This is a genomic window from Methylobacterium sp. J-090 (assembly GCF_022829345.1).
In the GTDB taxonomy this organism is placed as follows: Bacteria; Pseudomonadota; Alphaproteobacteria; order Rhizobiales; family Beijerinckiaceae; genus Methylobacterium.
On sequence record NZ_JAKSXV010000017.1, the window covers coordinates 1 to 16,921 of the forward strand.

Consider the following 16,921-nt stretch of genomic DNA (forward strand, 5'->3'; position numbering starts at 1 on the left):
CGATGTGGGCCGCCGAGGGCGAAGCTGCCATCCGCACCGTCGTCGATACCGCGCGCCTCACAGGCAGCAGCTCCTTCGGCACCATCCTCAAAACCGTCGGCGCCTGAACCCCGAGATTACGGGGGTGGGTAATTACAACCGCCGACCTCACGGTCCAGGCCGTCGTCGGCAACCTCGAAGTCACCGACCAGGTCTCTGCGGGCGTCTCCAAGGGCCTCGGATTCGTACCCATGGCGATCGGCGTGAGCGCCCCCGTCCCACGCCTTCCCTTCGGCCTCGGCAGCCTCTCCGTGGAGGCGGAAGCGCGGGACGCGAAGGGCGCCCAGAAAGCCGCGATGGTCTGGGCGCGCGGAGCCGAGATCATGGCCTCGGCCGCGACCGTCTCCGATGTCGGCGATGCCTATACCCTCGCCGGCAAGTTCGGCGAGGATTTCAGCGACCTTCTCGTCGACGGCGAAAGTCCCTTCGGGCGCATGGGCTCCTGGCCGTCGTCGGACAAGATGGGCCGCGCCCTCGGAATGGCACCCAAATACTCGGTCTGTGAAGCCTTCGGCCGAAGCCCGGGCCTCGCCGGCGCCGTCGCGACCCATCTCGGACTGCCGCCCGAATGGAGCGACGATGGGGCGAAGAAATCCGACTAGAATCCGCGATCGACCCCGGCTCCGCCTGACTCAGGCGGCGTCCGCCGTGTCGATCCGGTAATGGATCGGCTTGAAGCTGCCGTTGTTCGATTGCAGGGCCGAGCAGGCCGTGAGACCGATGATGAGGTCGGCCTGCGCTTCGAAGGTGATGTGGTCGCCGGCCCGGCTCAACGGAGGCTCGACGGTGATGGCCCCGGTCGCGGCGTCGATGGGCACGTTCATGAAGCAGTTGAACGCGATGGGGATCTGGTCGGGCCCGATCCCGTAGGGAGCGAGCGCCGCCGCGAGGTTGCCGAAGCAGCCGCGATGCGGATCGGTATCCCCGTAGATGATCCGGAACGTGTCCTTCGAGCACGGCGTCATCAGGAAGTCGTGGCGCCCGACGGTGTCGGCCACGATGGTGAGCATCACGTTGGAGCGGTTCGAGTACAGGGGATCGCCCGTGGTGAGGTAGATCCGGCTCGCATAGTCGAGGGTGCGGCCCGAGGACAGGACTTCCGCGATGTCGTGCCGGTTGTAGGCGAGGAGGTCGGCGACCTGCTCGCCCTGCGGGTCAATGACCGTGAGGCGCTGGCCCCGGTCGAGGGTGAAGGCGACGCCCGAGCGCGGCGCGATCGCGTGGGGCGCAGGCGCGTCACACATCGGTCACCTCGCTCGCGCGAGCCTGGGTCGCCTCGCTCGCGCGGGCGCGGCCCTGGAACGGGCATTGCCACGCCTCCGAGACGGCCCGGCCGCTGTACTGGCGGGCCTCGGACATTTCGCCGTGGCGGGCCAGCATCGGATTGGCGGAGCCGGCGAAGGCCGCGTCGCGGGCGAGGATGGAGGTGCGCAGCTTCTCGTAGCGGTTGGCCTCGCGCAGGGCCTCGAACTGGGCGTGGAGGTTGAACACCAGCACGGGCGACGAGAAGCGCCGGGCCGGCCGGCTCGCCCGCGGGTGGAGGCCGACGATGAAGAAGGCCTCGCCGCCGAAGCTCAGGGAGAAGTGCGGGCTCTCGGGATCGCTCGCGACGCGCCGGTCCCACGGCTGGCCGAGCCACTGATCCTTGTCGGCGAGCGACTGGGCGCGGGCCCAGAGGTGACGCTCGAACTGTTCCTCCCCGAGGTCGCCCGGCCCCTCGAACACCACGGCGAAGCTCTGGAACAGGTCCGGTGCCCGCTTGTAGCGCGCGGCGAAGGCGAGGAGCGCGGGATAGATCCGCATGTCGTCCCAGCCGGAGGTGATGTCCCGGGCCACCACGATCTTCATCTGCCCCTTCGACAGGGCCGATTTCGCGCCGACGCAGGGAAAGGGTGGGTCACGGATGAAGTCGCGGAAGGCATGCGCCAGCGCATGGTCACGGTCGTCCCTGGGAAACTGCATACGCACTCATCACTCGGCCAACGCCGGCTGCGCAGAGATGCGGCAGCCGATGACGCGGCCCTGTGCAACCGGGCGAACAGACCCGGTGTTCCGCCCTGGACGAGTGGCCGCAGGCTTACCAACAGGGGATTCGCCAACAGGGGATTCGCCAACAGGGGATTTTGCACACGCCATGGCGGGCGCCCGAGACGTACGGGTGCCTAGTACCGGATCGTCGTGCGCAGGCCGAACACCGCCGCGTTGCGGATGCGCCCGGCATCGGGATCGCGCGGGTTGAGGATGCCGCCGCTCGGCCGGAAGATGTACTGGATGTCCGGCTGCAGGGTCACGCCGGGGCCGAGCACCGCCTGGTAGGTCGCCTCCAGCACCGCCTCGCTGCTCCGGCGCGGGCCGGGGACGCCGCTGGCCAGGATCGTGTCCGCGTCGAAGCCCCGCACGTCGCGGGAGATCCGCGAGAGGGCGAAGGCGACGCCGACGGTGTCGTCGGAGCGTCCCGGCAGGAGCCCCTTGTAGGCGATGCCGGCATCGACATAGAGGTCGATGAGGTTGCGGTCGGACGGCCCGCCCGCCACGCGAACGAACACGCTGGCGCCGTCGTTGGGGTCGTCGGGCTCGCGATAGATCGTCTGGTCGATGATGCCGTAGAGGCCGCTGTCGCCCCGGAAACGCCGGGCGATGCCGGTGCCGCCGGATGAGGCCAGGGGCGTGCGGTTCTGGTCGAAGCGCAGACTGTCGAAGCGCCCGAAATGGTGCCAGCCGCCGAGCGTCACCGTTCCGGCCTCGCCGGTGCTGCCGGGCTCGATGTTGTAGGCGTAGGCGGCCTCGGCGATGACGAGGGCGGGATCGTTCGTACGAAAGCTGGTGCCGGTGCGGTTGCGGCGCTGCGGATCGGGATCGATGCCGGATCGGGCGGCCCCCGCCGGATCGCCGTCGAACACGCCCACCTGCAGGGAGAGGTTGGGGTTGGGCACGACTTTCGCGCGGATGCCCGGCACCGCCAGGGGATAGATCGGCCCGCCGCTCGGGATCACCACGGCCATGTTGTTCGGCCAGCCGAAGGTGGAATTCACGAACACCGTGCCGGTCTGGGTCACGGCGAACTCGGTGTCGGCGGCGAGTTGCCCGAACCGCACCGAGACCCGGTCGTCGAACAGCTTCTGCTCGAAGGAGAGTTCGTAGAGCCGCGAGGACGGCAGCGCCTCGATGCCGCTGACCGTGACGAGGTTGTCGACGGTGCCCCGCGACAGGCCCGCCCCGTGAATCTGGAACAGGTTGGTGTGCAGGAACGCCCCCTGCCACCCGAGGAGGGGGCCGAGGTCGGCATCGATCTCGAGGTCGAGGAGGCCCTCGAGGATCGCGCGCCGGCGCAGGCCGCCCGTCGCGTTGCCCAGGCCTTCGCCGATGTAGGTGAAGCTGTAGGTGATGCCGCGGGCCTTGAGATACGCGCGAAGGCCGAACGGATCGCCGTAGGCGCCGAGCTGATCCTGGATCGAGGTGTCGAGGTTGGCGGATGGGCGGGACGAGGTGACCGACTGGGCCACCGAGGTCAGCGGATCGCCGCCCGCGCCGCGCGACGATCCGATGGCGACGGGCTCGGCCGCGATCCGGGCGAGCTCTTCGGCGGGGCTCTGGGCCTGCGCGCCGCGAAGGCTCGCGGCGCCGAGCAGGCCGAGGGTCGAGCCGAGGGCCAGGCCGGGGGCGATGAAGCGGCGGAGGGAGATGGACGGCCCCTGGGCAGGTGTTCGGCGAACCCTACCCCGGTTTCATGACGATCCCGAGAGCCCTCAGCCGGCCTCGTCGAGTTCCGGGCCGCGCGTGACATCGAGGCCGCCGCCGCTCCCGGCCGGCGGACCGACGGTGACGGGACGGCCGGAGCGCGCCGCCTCGTAGATCGCCTCCATCAGGATCTGATCCTGCAGCCCTTCCTCGCCGGGGGTGCGCGGGCGCCGGTCCTCGAGGATGCACCGGGCCATGTGGTCGATCTCGAGGGCGAACTGGTTCTTCGGCGTCAGGACCCGCGAATCCTGCGATTCCGCGGCGCCGTCGGGGCGCGAGACGACGAGGTGCTGGCCGCGATACGCGAAGGCGTTGCGCAGGTCGATGTCGGCCCGCTCCGTGTGGAGCTGGAGCCGGCGCGATTCGTGGATGCCGTAGCTCGTCATGCACTGGGCGATGAGGCCGGAGGGAAACCGCAGGGTGAACGAGACCGTCTCCTCCACCTCGGCGAACTTCGCGTCATTCGGCGGCGAATGGAGGCTCGCCTCCACGGAGACCGGCTCCTCGCCCGTGAGCGCCCGCACGCCGTTGAGGCAGTAGAGGCCGATATCCGGCAGGGCCCCGCCCCCCGAGAGGGCCTTCTTGAGGCGCCATTGCTGGGGCAGGCCGGTGGTCTGGCCGTTGAAGGCCTGGATCAGGCGCGGCCTGCCGAACTCGCCGGAGCGGGCGAGGCGCGTCACCTCGCGGTTGTAGGGCTCATACTGGCAGCGATAGGCGATCATCAGCTTGAGGCCCGCCTTGGCGCAGGCCTCGATCATCTCGCGGGCTTCGGCCGAGGAATTGGCCATGGGCTTTTCGCACAGCACGTGCTTGCCCGATCGCGCGGCGGCGAGCACGTGGTCGCGATGCAGGCCGTTCGGGGTGACGATGTAGACCGCCTTGACGGCAGGATTCTGGGCCAGGCGATCCCACGCGTCGTAGCCGTAGACCGCGTCGGCCGGAACGCCGTACTGCTCCGCGACCAGCCGGGCCTTGGCCGGCGTGCCCGACATCACCGCCGCGAGGCGGGCCCGCTTCGTCTCCCCGAAGGCCGGCAGGATCTCCTCCAGGCTGAGGCGCCCGAGGCCGACCACGGCGAACCCGACGCGCTCGGACGGCGGCATCGGGGCGGGCGGCGGCGGCGGCACCCGGTCACCGGCTCCGCGCCAGTTCGGGAACATCACACGCCCGCCCTGGACCGCCCCCGTATCGGCGGGCACGGACGGGCCGGGCAGCCCTTGCGCGTTCACCGCCCCGGTGCCGAGGCCGAGGGCCGCTCCGGTGACCGTCAGGCCTCCGGCGCGCAGGAGATTTCGCCGGGAGAGGGGCAGGTCGTCGCTCATGAAGTCACGCCGCTGACGTTTCGGACAGGTCGATTGCTGTCCGGGAACGCCATGCGGGGGCGGGTGTTCCTGCAGTCAGTCGTCCAGGCCGGCGGCGGCGAGGCGTCCACGCAGGCCGGCATTCTCCGCCCGTATCGCGCGCAAGGCGCGCACGAGGTCGAGGGGAATGGTCGTCCCGGCGGCCGGCTCGGGCGCGAAGCTGACACCGACGGCATCCCCCCTGCGCCAGACGACGTTCGCCGTCCGGGTCACGCGGCGGACGTCGATGGTGACGGGAAATGCGGCGGGCAGGGGGATCGCCTCGTTCAGGGCCAGCTTCGCTCCCGCCGGGCCGATGTTGCGCACGAGGCAGGTGGTGGTCGATTCCCCCGGGCCGACCTGGATACTGGCGCCGAGGAGACTGCGCTGACGTGGGTCACGGCGGCGTTCGCGGGGATCGGTCACACGGCGCTCCATCGGTTGCGTGACCATACAACCACAACCAGGCCCTAACGGCTGCGCGGTCGGGCCGCCTTTCCGACCGAAGCGTTAACGGGGCGCCGGGGCCGCCTTCGGCGCCTCGACCTCGCCCCGGCGCTGGAGTTGCAGGGCGACGAACCAGCACAGGGCCGCCCAGGCCGCGCCGACGCACCAGCCGGCGAGCACGTCGCTCGGCCAGTGCACGCCGAGATAGACCCGGCTGAAACCGACGAGCAGGGTCATCGACACCCCCACCAGCATCACCAGCACCTTGACGCCGCGCTGGCGATCGACGCGGGCCACGAGGGCCGCGAGGGTGAGGTAGGCGATGGCCGACATCATCGCGTGGCCGCTGGGGAAGCTCGCCGTGAACACCTCCATGCCGTGGGGCACGAGGTCCGGCCGGGGCCGGTGGTAGAACAGCTTCAGCACCGTGGAGGCGAGTTCGCCCCCGCCGATGGCGGCGACCACGAAGGCGGCGATCCGGCGCCGCCCCGTCATGGCGAGGTAGGCCACCGCGACCGCCGTGACGAACACGATGGTGAAGACGCTTCCCAGGCCGGTGATGTCCCGCATGGTCTCCTCGAGCCAGCGCGGCCCGATGGGGTCCGAGAGGTCGGCCGGGTTGCGCAGGGACAGCAGGATCTTGCGGTCGAGGGCGGCCGTCGAGCCCTCGCCGACCTCGCTCGCCAGGGCGAAGAAGCCGTAGCCGAGGAGGCTGACGGCGAGCAGCGCCACGACGGCGCCGACTTCGTTGAGGCGCAGGGCCAGCCGTAAGGCATTGGCGCGGCCGATCAGCGGGTCGATGCGCCCGAGCGCCGGGAGGGATTTCATCGGGCGCTTGTCCTGACCTGGCTCACCTGTTCTCTCCAAACGCGAAGGCGGCCCGGCGTTCCCACGGTCCGCCGAGATAGCGCCACAGGACGAGGCCCGGCGCCGTGAAGGCGAAGGGCGTGAACTCCGCCTCCAACTCGGCCAGGAGCGCGCGCGCCACACCGGTCGCGACCTTGTTCTGGACGGTGACGTGCGGGCGCCAGCCCTGGCCGTCCTGGGCGGTCAGCACGGCCGCGAATTCGTGGGCGAGGCGGCCCCGGAACGTCGCGAGGGCGGGCGATTCCAACCCGTACGCCACCCCGCGCCCGAGGAAGCGCAGGCCCGTCACCGCGACCTGCGGCGGCGCCTCGACCCGGGCGAGCGCCGCCACGGTCTCGGCGATGCCGGCCTCGTCGAGGCCGGGCAGGTGGTGGAACAGGGTGACGTGGGCCGGGATGTGATTGAGGGCGGCGGGGAAGTGCCGCCGGCGCAGGCCGTCGAACCGCGCGAAGGTCTGCGCATCGAATTGCAGGGTCAGGATCAGGGGGTCGGGCGTCGCGCCGGAATTCGTCATGTGGCTGTGCAGATGGCGCGGTCGGCCTCACGGGTCCAGCCCCGGTCTGTTCAGGAACCCGTTCGCCGTCTAGAGAGCCGGACATGCGGCGCAAACACCGGGAGATTGTCCATGTGGGGCGGGAGGGCTGGCTTTTCCTGATCGGGGGCAGCAACGGCGTGCTCGCGCAGTACCGCGCGACCCCGGCGCGCTGGTGGCGCCTGCGCGCCTGGAGCAAGCTCATCGAGGCCCGGGCCGCCCGGGCGCGGTCCCTTGGCATCCGCTACGTCCACACCCTCGTGCCGGAAAAGCTCTCCGTCTACGACGACCGCACCGATGGCCTCGGCTTCGACGCAAGGCGCTCGCCGGCCCGGCGCCTGGCCCGGAGGCTCGTCAACGACCCGGCCTTCGTCGATCTCCTCGGACCGATGCGGGCGGGCCGCGACGGGCCCGTGCCGCTCTACTACCGCACGGACACCCATTGGAACTACGACGGCTGCCTCTTCGCCTACCGCACCCTGTTGCGTGCCTGCGGCGCGGTGCCGCCCGCCGACCTGTTCGACCGGCCGCGCTTCGAGACGACCCGGGTGCGCGACCTCGGCGACAAGCTCCCGAGCCAGCCCACGGAGACGGCGAGCCACGGCGTCATCGACCGCGATGCGCGGCGCCACTACGCCAGCCCCCTGGTCGAGGCCTACGAGACGGCCGGGCGCGCCCACGACCTGCACGTCGGCGCCCACGTGGTCTACCGCAACGACACGCCCGGCGCCGACCCGCGCACGGTGGTGCTGTTCGGCGATTCCTACGCGCATTTCGCGCCGATCATGCTGACGGGCCTCCTGGCCGAGACGTTTGCCGAAGTGCACTTCGTGTGGTCGTCGAGCCTCGACTGGGGCTACGTCGAATCCGTGCGGCCCGACCTGCTGCTGTTCGAGATGGCCGAGCGCTTCCTCACCCGCGTGCCCGACGATCGCTTCGATATCCGCGCGTTCCAGAAGGAGACGCCGCCGGGTCGGGAGGCCCCGTAGGCCGCCCGAACCCGGTCTCGCGACGGCGCCTGCCCCTCGACAGATCGGGACGCCACCATACATCTGCCCCATGATGTACGCTCCGACCCTCCGCCTCGCCCCGACCCTCGGCCTCGCTTTGGCCCTCGCCCCCCTTCTGCTCGCCGGTCCCGCCCTGGCGCAGACGGCGATCAAGCTCGAGGGCCGCTGCGAGAAGCTCGTGATCGCCGGCCAGGACGTGACCAGTTCGTGCAAGGGCACGCTGATGAACTCGGTCTCGCGCAGCCGCACGAGCTTCGACTTCTCGGCCGAGGGTCGTGCCCTCAGCTTCAGCGGCAACGGCGCCCAGCAGGAGCGCACGGAGGAGACGGACCCGCTCCAGCCCATCAACCTCGTGATCCCGAGCGAGACGACGAAGGACGGCGTGGTTCAGGGCCCGCTGGTGGCGGTGGGCTCCTGCTCGTTCAGCACACCGATGCCGGGCAAGACCGCCATCACCTGCGAGGCCAACGCCGCCAAGGGCGCCTATGCGGGAACGTTCGTGACCGACACCAAGGCGCCGCCCGGTGCGCCGGCGCCCTGAGGAGGATTTCGGGTCTGGTTCCGAGGCCGGAGCGCGACCATCTCTTGACGGACGGGCACGCGGACGGACAGACCCGGCCGACACCCGAGACCTCTGCCCCGAACCTTTACCGAAGACTCCTGACGACGTTTCGAGGACCCGATGCTGAACGACGCGCCCCAGGCGGGCGAACCGATCAAGGACGTGACGACGGCGAGCTTCCGCCAGGACGTCGTCGCCGAGTCCATGCAGCAGCCCGTGCTGGTGGATTTCTGGGCGCCGTGGTGCGGCCCGTGCAAGCAGCTCGCCCCCGTGCTGGAGAAGGTGGTGCAGGCCTCGGCCGGCGCCGTGAAACTCGTCAAGATGAACATCGACGAGCACCCCTCCATCGCCGGCCAGCTCGGCATCCAATCGATTCCCGCCGTCATCGCCTTCGACAAGGGCCAGCCGGTGGACGGGTTCATGGGTGCCGTACCCGAGGCCCAGATCAAGGACTTCATCGAACGCCTCGCCGGTCCGGCCGGCCCCTCCCCCATCGAGGAGGCCCTGTCCGAGGCCGAGGCGATGCTGGGCGTGGGTGACGCGGCGGGCGCCGCCCAGCTCTACGCTGCGATCCTCGCGCAGGAGCCCGACAACATCGCCGCCATCGCGGCCCTGGCCAAGCTCCAGCTCGATCTCGGCGAGATCGAGAAGGCCAAGGAGATTCTCGCCATGGCGCCGGCCGACAAGGCGGGGGATGCGGCCCTGACCGGCGTGCGCGCGGCCCTGGAGCTGGCTGAGAAGGCCGCCGAACTCGGCGACCTCGGGGAATTTCAGAACCGGATCGAGGCCGACCCCGGCGATCATCAGGCCCGCTTCGACCTCGCGCTCGGCCTCAACGGCCTCAACAAGCGCGACGAGGCCGTGGACCAGCTCATCGAGATCGAGCGGCGGGACCGGACATGGAACGAGGGCGCGGCGCGCAAGCAGCTCCTCACCTTCTTCGAAGCCTGGGGCCTGATGGACAAGGCCTCGATCCGGGGCCGGCGACGACTCTCCACCCTGGTTTTCGCGTGAGGCCAGATCTTCACGTAAGATCGGGTGTCGGCGTGAGGCATCGAACCGACGGGGCGACGCGATGAGCACGCATGCGGGCTACAAGGGACCGGCCGATTGCCCCGGGGTCATCCCGGTCTTTCCCCTGCCCGGCGCGCTCCTGCTGCCGCGCGGGCAGATGCCGCTCAACATCTTCGAGCCGCGCTACCTCGCCATGGTGGACGACGCCCTGCGTACGGACCGGATCATCGGCATGATCCAGCCCGACGTGGAAAGCGGCGCGTCGCCCATGACCCCGAAGCTGTTCCGGGTCGGCTGCGCCGGGCGCATCACCCAGTTCGCCGAGACCGGCGACGGGCGCTACCTCATCTCGCTCACGGGCGTCGCCCGGTTCCGGGTGGAGAGCGAGATGGCGGTGGCCTCGCGCTATCGCCGCTGCCAGGTCTCCTACGACGACTTCGCCACCGACTTCGAGCCGCGGGCCGGTGAGGACGCCGTGGACCGCGAGGGCGTGCTGAAGGCCCTGAAGGACTTCGTCGAGGTCAACGATCTCAAGGTCGATTGGGCCGGCATCGACGAGGCGCCCAACGAGGCGCTCGTCAACGCGCTGTGCATGATGAGCCCGTTCGGCGCCCGCGAGAAGCAGGCGATGCTGGAAGCCCCCGACCTCAAGACGCGGGCCGAGGTCTTGATTGCGGTGACCGAAATGGAGTTGGTGCGGGGCTCGGGCTCCGAGCCCACCCTGCAGTGATCCGTTGCCTTCGAGGATGAGTGCCCATGGCCGATGACACCCAGAGCCCGGTCGAGGCGACCCGCGTCGACCCCAAGCTCCTCGAACTCCTGGTCTGCCCCCTGACCAAGGACACGCTCGACTACGACGTCGCCCGTCAGGAGCTGATCAGCCGGTCGGCCAAGCTCGCCTATCCGATCCGCGACGGCATCCCGATCATGCTGCCCGAAGAGGCGCGGCCCCTCGACTGACGTATCCTCCCTCAGAGCCCGGGCGCGCGCCATGACGAAACCTGCCTTCCTCCGTCACGCCGCCCTGGCCTTTCTCACCTGGGCCCTGACCGCCACCATGACCGTCACCGCCGCCGAGCGCCCCCTGGTCGCCATCGTCGCCACCGGCGGCACCATCGCGATGAAGAACGACCCCGTCACCGGGGCACCGGTGCCGGCCCTGTCGGGGGCCGACCTCGTCGGCGCCGTGCCGAAACTCGCCGACATCGCCCGGATCGAGGTGACCGAGTTCAGCAACGTGCCGAGCGACTACATGGGCCCGGAGCTCTGGCCCGGGCTGTCCGCCAAGGTGGACGAACTGCTCGCCCGGCCCGACATCGCGGGCGCCGTGGTCCTGCACGGCACCGACACCCTCGACCAGACCGCCTATTTCCTCGACCTCACCCTGCACAGCCCCAAGCCGGTGGTGATGGTGGGAGCCCAGCGCAACGCGTCCGATGCCGACTCGGACGGGAGCCGCAACCTCCTCAACGCCGTGCGGCAGATCCTGTCGCGCGACGCCGTCGACATGGGCGTCACGGTGACCCTCAACCACCGCATCAACGCGGCCCGCGAGGTGCGCAAGACCCATACGAGCAACGTCGAGACCTTCAATTCGGGCGATGCCGGCACCCTCGGCTACGTCGACGAGGACCGGGTGATCTTTTCGCGAAAATCCCTGCGCCGCCAGACCCTGCCGATCCCCGAGCGCATGCCGCGCATCGACCTCGTGTCCATGTATGCGGGCGCGGACGGCACGCAGGTGCGCCAGTCCGCCGAGGGCGGCGCCGAGGCCATCGTGGTGGAGGCCTACGGCTTCGGCAATGTCAACGCGGCGATGCACGACGCGATCCGGGACGCCATCGCCAAGGGCGTGCCGGTCATCGTCGCGACCAAGGTCCATAACGGCCGGGCCCTGCCCGTGTACGGGTTCAAGGGCGGCGGCAACACCCTGCTCAAGGCCGGCGCGGTGTTCGCCGACGACCTGACGCCCGACAAGGCCCGGGTGCTGGCACTCCTGGCGGTTCCCCTGACCAAGGACCGGGCGGCGCTCCAGGCCTATTACGACCGATAGCCGCGGGCGCCGTCCGCCAGGGGTGCGGATGGCGCGAAGGCCCGCGTGTCCGGGGAAGCGGTTCGGTCCCCGTCGCGTCCGACGCCGAGATCGCCAAGACTGCCAAGGTTATCGATCCGGATCGGTCCAGTCATCGCCGGTTCAGGCGGCCTCCGCCATGGCTGTCATCTTGAAATGGCACCGCCCGTCATAATCCTGCCGCTTGCCCGAGTATCCTGTGGTCACTCTTCACTGATCGTTTGCTTGGGATGCTGTCGCGCCGACTGCGCGGGGGATCGGCCGGGCAGTTTTGCCGAAGGATGATGCATGTCCAGACTCGCCGCGCTGTTGACCCTCGGAACCGGCCTCGCCGCCCTCGCGCCGCTTCCCGGCCAAGCCCGCGACGCCGGCAACTTCAACGGCGCCTGGTCGGTCGACCTCGTGACGGAGAGCGGCATGGTCTGCGACAGCCGCTACAGCTACTCGGTGTCGGTGCAGGAGGGGCAGGTCCGCCTCGTCTCGGGTCAGAACGCCACCATGAGCGGCCGCGTCGGGCCGGACGGCACCGTGGGCCTCAGCGTCACCAACGGCACCGCCACGGGCGCGGTCTCGGGCCGGCTCCAGGCGACCTCCGGCGGCGGCACCTGGAAGGTCTCGTCCCTGTGCTCGGGCCGCTGGACGGCACGGCGCCACACGACGCGCACCGCCCAGGCCGAGTAGGGTTTAGGCCGTCGCCAGCCAGCTCCGCGCCTCTTCGATATGGGCGCGGTCGAAGGTCTTGATGGTGGCCGGCGAGACCTTGCCGAAGGTGTCGGCGATCATCCGCAGCCACGACGCGTCGGTGACGAGGGCGACGTGGCTGACGCCCTTCATCATGGCGAGGCCGAAGCGCGGGTCCTTGAAGAACGCCGCCGGCTCCATGCCCTTGAACTCGCGGACATCCTCGAGGAGCTTGATCTTGCCGCCCTTGTCGAGGTCGGCCTGCATGGCGGTGATGACGGTGTTCATGTCCGCATCGGTGATCTGCCCGTCGACCACGATCTCGGCGACGTTCGAGTCCGGCTTCTTCGTATAGGTCAGCACGTGCAGCACTCCTGATGGGGTCGAACGCGACCCCGAGCGAACGTCGAGCCCGCGTTATAGGAAACTCTGCGGGTCCACGTCGATGGCGACCTTCACGTTGCCGCGAACCTTGGGTCCGCGTGCGATCCAGTCGCGCAGATAACTCTGCAGATCGACGGAGCGTTCGGTCTTCACCAGCAGGCGGAAGCGGTAGCGGCCCCGCACCAGGGCCAGCGGCGCCTCGGCCGGTCCCAGCACCATCACGCCGTCCGGCGGCTCGGACGCCCGCGCCAGGGCCTGCCCGTGGGCTTCGGCCACGGCGCGGTCGTTGGCCGACACGATGAGGGCGGCGAGACGCCCGAAGGGCGGCAGGCCGGCGGCCTCGCGGGCGGCGATCTCCTCCTCGTAGAACCGCGCCGCATCCCCCGACAGCAGGGCGGCGATGACCGGATGCTCGGGCTGGAAGGTCTGGACCAGGGCGCGGCCCGGCTTCTCGCCGCGCCCGGCCCGGCCGGTGACCTGCTGGAGCAGCTGGAACGTGCGTTCGGCCGCGCGCGGATCGCCCGAGGTCAGGCCGATATCGGCGTCGAGCACGCCGACCAGGGTGAGGTGCGGGAAGTTGTGGCCCTTGGCGACCAGCTGCGTGCCGATGACGATGTCGCAGCCGCCCTCGGCCACGGTCTGGAGCTCGGCCCGCAGGCGCTCGGCTCCCCCGGGAAAGTCGCTTGACAGGACGATGACGCGCTTGTCGGGAAACAAGGCCGCGACTTCCTCGGCGATGCGCTCGACGCCGGGCCCGCACGGAGTCAAATTGTCGAAGGTGCCGCATTCCGAGCAGGATTCGGGGCGCCGCTCGGCGTGGCCGCACTGGTGGCACACGAGCGCCTTGCGGAAGCGGTGCTCCACCAGCCAGGTCGAGCAGTTGCGGCACTGGTAGCGGTGGCCGCAGGCCCGGCACAGGGTCAGCGGCGCGTAGCCCCGGCGGTTGAGGAACAGCAGCGCCTGATCGCCCGCCGCCACCGTCTCGCGCACGGCGGCGATGAGGGCGGGCGCGATGAAGCTGCCGCGCTCCGGCTTGTCGGAGCGCATGTCGATGGCGGCGATGTCGGGCAGGCGCCGGCCGCCGAAGCGCTCGGGCAGGCCGACGTGGCGGTAGCGCCCGCGCGTCGCGTTCACCCGGGTCTCGATGGAGGGGGTGGCGGAGGCCAGCACCACCGGGCAGTTCTCGATGCGCCCGCGCACCACCGCCATGTCGCGGGCATGGTAATGCACCCCGTCCTCCTGCTTGTAGGCGGCCTCGTGCTCCTCGTCGACGACGATAATCCCGAGTTTCGCGAACGGCAGGAACAGGGCCGAGCGGGCGCCGACCACCACGGCGATCTCGCCGGCCGCCACCCCGGCGCGGATGCGCTCGCGGCGCTTCGCCCCGATCCCCGAATGCCAGGTCGCCGGACGCACGCCGAAGCGCTCGGCGAAGCGGTCGAGGAACTGGGCCGTGAGGGCGATCTCGGGCATCAGGATCAGGGCCTGGCGCCCGCGCCGGACGCAATCGGCCACGGCCTCGAAATACACCTCGGTCTTGCCCGAGCCGGTGACGCCTTCGAGCAGGATGGTGGGCGCCTTTTCCCCATGCCCCGGGGGCGCGGCCGTCGCCACGGGCGCCGTCCCCTCCGGCAACGGGTCGCCGATCGCGTCCGTCGGCGCATCGGCGGGCGCCGGGTTCATCATCGCGATCAAGTCGCGCACGGCTTGCGCCTGCGCCTCCGACAGGGGCACGCGGGCGTGGTCCGGGTCGGGCGGCAGGGCGACGGGCTCGGGGGCGAGGGCCGTCGCCTCCAGGGCGCCGTCGTCGATGAGGCCGTCGACGACGCTGAGGGACACGCCGGCTTCCTTGGCGAGCGCGCTCTTGCCCCGCATGGCGCCGTCGGCGGCGACCGCCAGCACCTTCGTCCGCGCCGTCGTCGGACGGGCGGGCGGCTTGCCGGACGCGCGCACGCCGATCCGCACGGTCTCGCCCTGGGCCGCCTCGTCGGGCAGGCGCAGGGCCATGGCCAGCGCCGAGCCCTTCGGTGCCAGGGTGTAGCGGGCGAGCCAGTCGACGAGCTCGCGCAAGGGCCCGGCGAGGGGCGGCACGTCGAGGCGGCCCGTGACGGCACGCAGGTTCGAGCCCGCCGGGCTTTCGCGCACGCCCCAGACCACCCCCACGGTCTCGCGGGGACCGAGGGGGATCTGCACCACGTCGCCCACCGCCAGGGTGAGGCCGGCGGGCACGGCGTAGCTGTAGGCGCTGTCGAGCGCGAGCGGGATCAGGATCTCGGTGACGCTGGGCATCGGCGTGAGCTGTTCTGGAACATAACCGGAATATAGGCATGATCGGCCGGTTGCGCGACGGGCACGCCTCGACCATTCCGGGCGCCGACCCCCCGTCGAATCCGTGCCGCGAGGTCACGATGCGCCATCCAGATCCAGGGCCGATTCCCGGCGCCGGCCCGCCGGAGGGCGTGCTGTTCCTGCACGGCATCGCGCGCCGCGCCTCCTCCCTGGCCCGGATGGAGCGCGCCTTCCGGGCGCAGGGACACGCGACCCTGAACCTCGACTACCCGGCCCGCACGGCCGCTCTCGCGGACCTCGCGGCGGGCATCGCCCCGCCCGTGGCCGCCTTCGCCGCGCGGGTGCGCCGCCTGCACGTCGTCACGCATTCCATGGGCGGCCTCGTCGCCCGCGCCCTCCTGACCCGCCACCGCCCGGACAATCTCGGCCGCGTGGTGATGCTGGCCCCGCCCAACGGCGGGAGCGAGGTCGCCGACCGCCTTCATCGCCTGGCCGCCTATCGGTCCTTCTTCGGCCCGGCCGGGGCGCAGCTGACGACGCGGCGGGACGCAGAGCTGGCGGCGCTCCTCGGCCCCGTCGACTATCCCCTCGGCGTCATCGCGGGAGACCGCACGCTCTATCCCGTCGAATCCTGGCTGATGCTGCCCCGCCCCAACGACGGGCGGGTGAGCGTCGACCGCACGCGGGTCGCCGGCATGAGCGCCCACGTGACCCTGCACACCACGCACGGCCTGATGATGTGGAACCCGCGCGTCATCGGCGAAGCCTTGCACTTCGTCCGGAACGGACGATTCCTCGCCCCCGACGCGAAGCCCTCCGAAGGACGCCCATGACCCGGACCGACCCCGCCCTACCGCCCCGCCTCGAAATGCGGGGTCTCGGCCTGCGCTTCGGGGCCGTGCGGGCGCTGGACGGGATCGATCTCGCGGTGCGACCCGGCGAGATCGTCGCCCTGCTCGGCGATTCCGGCTGCGGCAAGAGCACGCTTCTCCGCACCATCGCCGGGCTGGAGCGGCCGGATCGAGGCACCGTCCGCCTCGACGGCGCCGATGTCGGCGGCGTGCCGCCCGAGGCGCGCGGCGTCGGACTCATGTTTCAGGACTACGCCCTGTTCCCGCACCTCACCGTGGCCGAGAACGTGCGCTTCGGCCTCCATGCCCATCCCGGCAAGGCGGCCCGCGCCGTCGCGACGGCGCGGCTGCAGCAGGTCGGCCTCGCCGACCGCGAAGCCGGCTATCCCGGCACCCTGTCGGGGGGCGAGAGCCAGCGAGTGGCCTTGGCCCGCGCCCTGGCGCCGGGGCCGCGCATCCTGCTCCTCGACGAGCCGTTCTCGAACCTCGACCGGCGCACCCGCGACCGGGTCCGCTCCGACACGCTCGATCTCCTGCGCGAGACCGGCACCACGACGATCCTGGTGACCCACGATCCGGAAGAGGCCCTCGGTTTTGCCGACCGCATCGCCCTGATGCGGGCCGGGCGCATCGTTCAGGTGGGCACGGGGGACGACCTCTATCGCCGCCCCATCTCGCGCTTCGCCGCGCGCTTCTTCGGCGATCTCGTCGAGGTGACCGGCACCTGCCGGGCGGGCCACGTGGCGACGCCCTTCGGCGCCTGCCCCGCGCCGGACCTGCCGGAGGGCGCCGGCGCCGTCGCCTGCTGGCGCCCCGAGGCGATCCGGCTCGCGCCCGTGGGCGAGGGCCTTCCGGGCCGCGTCGTCGGCCGCCGCTTCCTCGGCGCGACGGCCATCCTCGCCGTCGAGGCCGCAGGGTTCGACGCGTCGCTCCCGCTGCCCGTGTCCGGCACGGATGGACGCGGGCCGGGCGACGCCGTGGGTCTGCGCTGCGACGAGGCGAGCACATTTATTTTCGCCGATGGGATGGATTAAAAGCCGTTGCTTGCATCCGCACTGCAACGAGGCCGATCGGAAGACGAGCGTTAGTTTTTAAC

Annotated in this window: 19 protein-coding genes; 10 read left to right on the top strand and 9 right to left on the bottom strand. The window is 70.9% G+C overall.

What is annotated here, in order from left to right:
* Positions 1 to 131: 131 nt before the first annotated feature.
* Complete coding sequence (locus MKK49_RS01535; RefSeq protein WP_244026383.1) at positions 132 to 641, top strand: DUF3313 family protein; 510 nt, start codon at positions 132 to 134, stop codon at positions 639 to 641.
* Positions 642 to 671: 30 nt separating this feature from the next.
* Here the strand turns inward: MKK49_RS01535 and MKK49_RS01540 are convergent, their stop codons facing one another.
* From MKK49_RS01540 to MKK49_RS01570, 7 genes are all read right to left on the bottom strand, one after another.
* Positions 672 to 1,283, bottom strand: a complete 612-nt coding sequence (locus MKK49_RS01540; RefSeq protein ID WP_244026287.1) for a DUF1989 domain-containing protein — start codon at positions 1,281 to 1,283, stop codon at positions 672 to 674.
* On the bottom strand, positions 1,276 to 2,001 hold the full coding sequence (gene gntA / locus MKK49_RS01545; RefSeq protein ID WP_244026288.1) for a guanitoxin biosynthesis heme-dependent pre-guanitoxin N-hydroxylase GntA: 726 nt from the start codon (positions 1,999 to 2,001) through the stop codon (positions 1,276 to 1,278). Before gntA ends, MKK49_RS01540 begins: the two co-directional genes overlap by 8 nt.
* Positions 2,002 to 2,201: 200 nt before the next feature.
* The gene (locus tag MKK49_RS01550) at positions 2,202 to 3,692 is read right to left on the bottom strand and encodes a carbohydrate porin (RefSeq protein WP_279595267.1); all 1,491 of its coding nucleotides are present in this window, start codon (positions 3,690 to 3,692) and stop codon (positions 2,202 to 2,204) included.
* A 93-nt stretch (positions 3,693 to 3,785) separates the two neighbouring features.
* On the bottom strand, positions 3,786 to 5,099 hold the full coding sequence (locus tag MKK49_RS01555) for a Gfo/Idh/MocA family protein (protein ID WP_244026289.1): 1,314 nt from the start codon (positions 5,097 to 5,099) through the stop codon (positions 3,786 to 3,788).
* 75 nt (positions 5,100 to 5,174) lie between these two features.
* On the bottom strand, positions 5,175 to 5,543 hold the full coding sequence (locus MKK49_RS01560; protein WP_244026290.1) for a PilZ domain-containing protein: 369 nt from the start codon (positions 5,541 to 5,543) through the stop codon (positions 5,175 to 5,177).
* Between the two features lie 84 nt (positions 5,544 to 5,627).
* Complete coding sequence (locus MKK49_RS01565; RefSeq protein ID WP_244026291.1) at positions 5,628 to 6,392, bottom strand: phosphatase PAP2 family protein; 765 nt, start codon at positions 6,390 to 6,392, stop codon at positions 5,628 to 5,630.
* A gap of 22 nt (positions 6,393 to 6,414) precedes the next feature.
* Positions 6,415 to 6,945, bottom strand: coding sequence for a 2'-5' RNA ligase family protein (locus MKK49_RS01570; protein WP_244026292.1), 531 nt, complete (start codon positions 6,943 to 6,945; stop codon positions 6,415 to 6,417).
* An 83-nt stretch (positions 6,946 to 7,028) separates the two neighbouring features.
* On the opposite strand from MKK49_RS01570, the gene MKK49_RS01575 reads away from it, so the two are divergent.
* The 7 genes from MKK49_RS01575 to MKK49_RS01605 all read left to right on the top strand — a co-directional run bounded on the left by MKK49_RS01575 (position 7,029) and on the right by MKK49_RS01605 (position 12,301).
* Complete coding sequence (locus tag MKK49_RS01575) at positions 7,029 to 7,952, top strand: alginate O-acetyltransferase AlgX-related protein (protein WP_244026293.1); 924 nt, start codon at positions 7,029 to 7,031, stop codon at positions 7,950 to 7,952.
* A gap of 70 nt (positions 7,953 to 8,022) precedes the next feature.
* Positions 8,023 to 8,514, top strand: a complete 492-nt coding sequence (locus MKK49_RS01580; RefSeq protein ID WP_244026294.1) for a hypothetical protein — start codon at positions 8,023 to 8,025, stop codon at positions 8,512 to 8,514.
* Between the two features lie 141 nt (positions 8,515 to 8,655).
* Positions 8,656 to 9,549, top strand: a complete 894-nt coding sequence (trxA, locus tag MKK49_RS01585) for a thioredoxin (protein WP_244026295.1) — start codon at positions 8,656 to 8,658, stop codon at positions 9,547 to 9,549.
* A 61-nt stretch (positions 9,550 to 9,610) separates the two neighbouring features.
* A complete protein-coding gene (locus MKK49_RS01590; RefSeq protein ID WP_244026296.1) occupies positions 9,611 to 10,279 on the top strand; it encodes an LON peptidase substrate-binding domain-containing protein in 669 nt (222 codons plus the stop codon).
* Positions 10,280 to 10,305: 26 nt separating this feature from the next.
* Complete coding sequence (locus MKK49_RS01595) at positions 10,306 to 10,509, top strand: Trm112 family protein (protein ID WP_091972664.1); 204 nt, start codon at positions 10,306 to 10,308, stop codon at positions 10,507 to 10,509.
* 31 nt (positions 10,510 to 10,540) lie between these two features.
* A complete protein-coding gene (locus tag MKK49_RS01600) occupies positions 10,541 to 11,602 on the top strand; it encodes an asparaginase (RefSeq protein WP_409565003.1) in 1,062 nt (353 codons plus the stop codon).
* A gap of 306 nt (positions 11,603 to 11,908) precedes the next feature.
* On the top strand, positions 11,909 to 12,301 hold the full coding sequence (locus tag MKK49_RS01605; protein ID WP_244026298.1) for a hypothetical protein: 393 nt from the start codon (positions 11,909 to 11,911) through the stop codon (positions 12,299 to 12,301).
* Positions 12,302 to 12,304: 3 nt separating this feature from the next.
* On the opposite strand, the gene MKK49_RS01610 is transcribed toward MKK49_RS01605, so the two are convergent.
* Positions 12,305 to 12,664 carry an STAS/SEC14 domain-containing protein gene (locus tag MKK49_RS01610; protein WP_244026300.1) on the bottom strand — a complete coding sequence of 120 codons (360 nt, stop codon included), beginning with the start codon at positions 12,662 to 12,664 and terminating at the stop codon, positions 12,305 to 12,307.
* A 54-nt stretch (positions 12,665 to 12,718) separates the two neighbouring features.
* A complete protein-coding gene (locus MKK49_RS01615) occupies positions 12,719 to 14,974 on the bottom strand; it encodes a primosomal protein N' (protein ID WP_244026302.1) in 2,256 nt (751 codons plus the stop codon).
* A gap of 119 nt (positions 14,975 to 15,093) precedes the next feature.
* Here MKK49_RS01615 and MKK49_RS01620 point away from each other — a divergent pair, with 119 nt between their 5' ends.
* Together MKK49_RS01620 and MKK49_RS01625 are read left to right on the top strand one after the other, a co-directional pair.
* Positions 15,094 to 15,807, top strand: coding sequence for an esterase/lipase family protein (locus MKK49_RS01620; protein WP_244026386.1), 714 nt, complete (start codon positions 15,094 to 15,096; stop codon positions 15,805 to 15,807).
* A complete protein-coding gene (locus tag MKK49_RS01625; RefSeq protein WP_244026304.1) occupies positions 15,804 to 16,859 on the top strand; it encodes an ABC transporter ATP-binding protein in 1,056 nt (351 codons plus the stop codon). The genes MKK49_RS01620 and MKK49_RS01625 overlap by 4 nt, the downstream gene beginning before the upstream one ends.
* The last annotated feature ends 62 nt before the right edge of the window (positions 16,860 to 16,921 follow it).

Coding starts and splice junctions, on each gene's coding strand:
- MKK49_RS01540 (WP_244026287.1), bottom strand. CDS start 1,283: ATGTGTGACGCGCCTGCGCCCCACGCGATCGCGCCGCGCTCGGGCGTC.
- gntA (WP_244026288.1), bottom strand. CDS start 2,001: ATGCAGTTTCCCAGGGACGACCGTGACCATGCGCTGGCGCATGCCTTC.
- MKK49_RS01555 (WP_244026289.1), bottom strand. CDS start 5,099: ATGAGCGACGACCTGCCCCTCTCCCGGCGAAATCTCCTGCGCGCCGGA.
- MKK49_RS01565 (WP_244026291.1), bottom strand. CDS start 6,392: ATGAAATCCCTCCCGGCGCTCGGGCGCATCGACCCGCTGATCGGCCGC.
- MKK49_RS01570 (WP_244026292.1), bottom strand. CDS start 6,945: ATGACGAATTCCGGCGCGACGCCCGACCCCCTGATCCTGACCCTGCAA.
- MKK49_RS01575 (WP_244026293.1), top strand. CDS start 7,029: ATGCGGCGCAAACACCGGGAGATTGTCCATGTGGGGCGGGAGGGCTGG.
- MKK49_RS01580 (WP_244026294.1), top strand. CDS start 8,023: ATGATGTACGCTCCGACCCTCCGCCTCGCCCCGACCCTCGGCCTCGCT.
- trxA (WP_244026295.1), top strand. CDS start 8,656: ATGCTGAACGACGCGCCCCAGGCGGGCGAACCGATCAAGGACGTGACG.
- MKK49_RS01590 (WP_244026296.1), top strand. CDS start 9,611: ATGAGCACGCATGCGGGCTACAAGGGACCGGCCGATTGCCCCGGGGTC.
- MKK49_RS01595 (WP_091972664.1), top strand. CDS start 10,306: ATGGCCGATGACACCCAGAGCCCGGTCGAGGCGACCCGCGTCGACCCC.
- MKK49_RS01600 (WP_409565003.1), top strand. CDS start 10,541: ATGACGAAACCTGCCTTCCTCCGTCACGCCGCCCTGGCCTTTCTCACC.
- MKK49_RS01605 (WP_244026298.1), top strand. CDS start 11,909: ATGTCCAGACTCGCCGCGCTGTTGACCCTCGGAACCGGCCTCGCCGCC.
- MKK49_RS01615 (WP_244026302.1), bottom strand. CDS start 14,974: ATGCCCAGCGTCACCGAGATCCTGATCCCGCTCGCGCTCGACAGCGCC.
- MKK49_RS01620 (WP_244026386.1), top strand. CDS start 15,094: ATGCGCCATCCAGATCCAGGGCCGATTCCCGGCGCCGGCCCGCCGGAG.
- MKK49_RS01625 (WP_244026304.1), top strand. CDS start 15,804: ATGACCCGGACCGACCCCGCCCTACCGCCCCGCCTCGAAATGCGGGGT.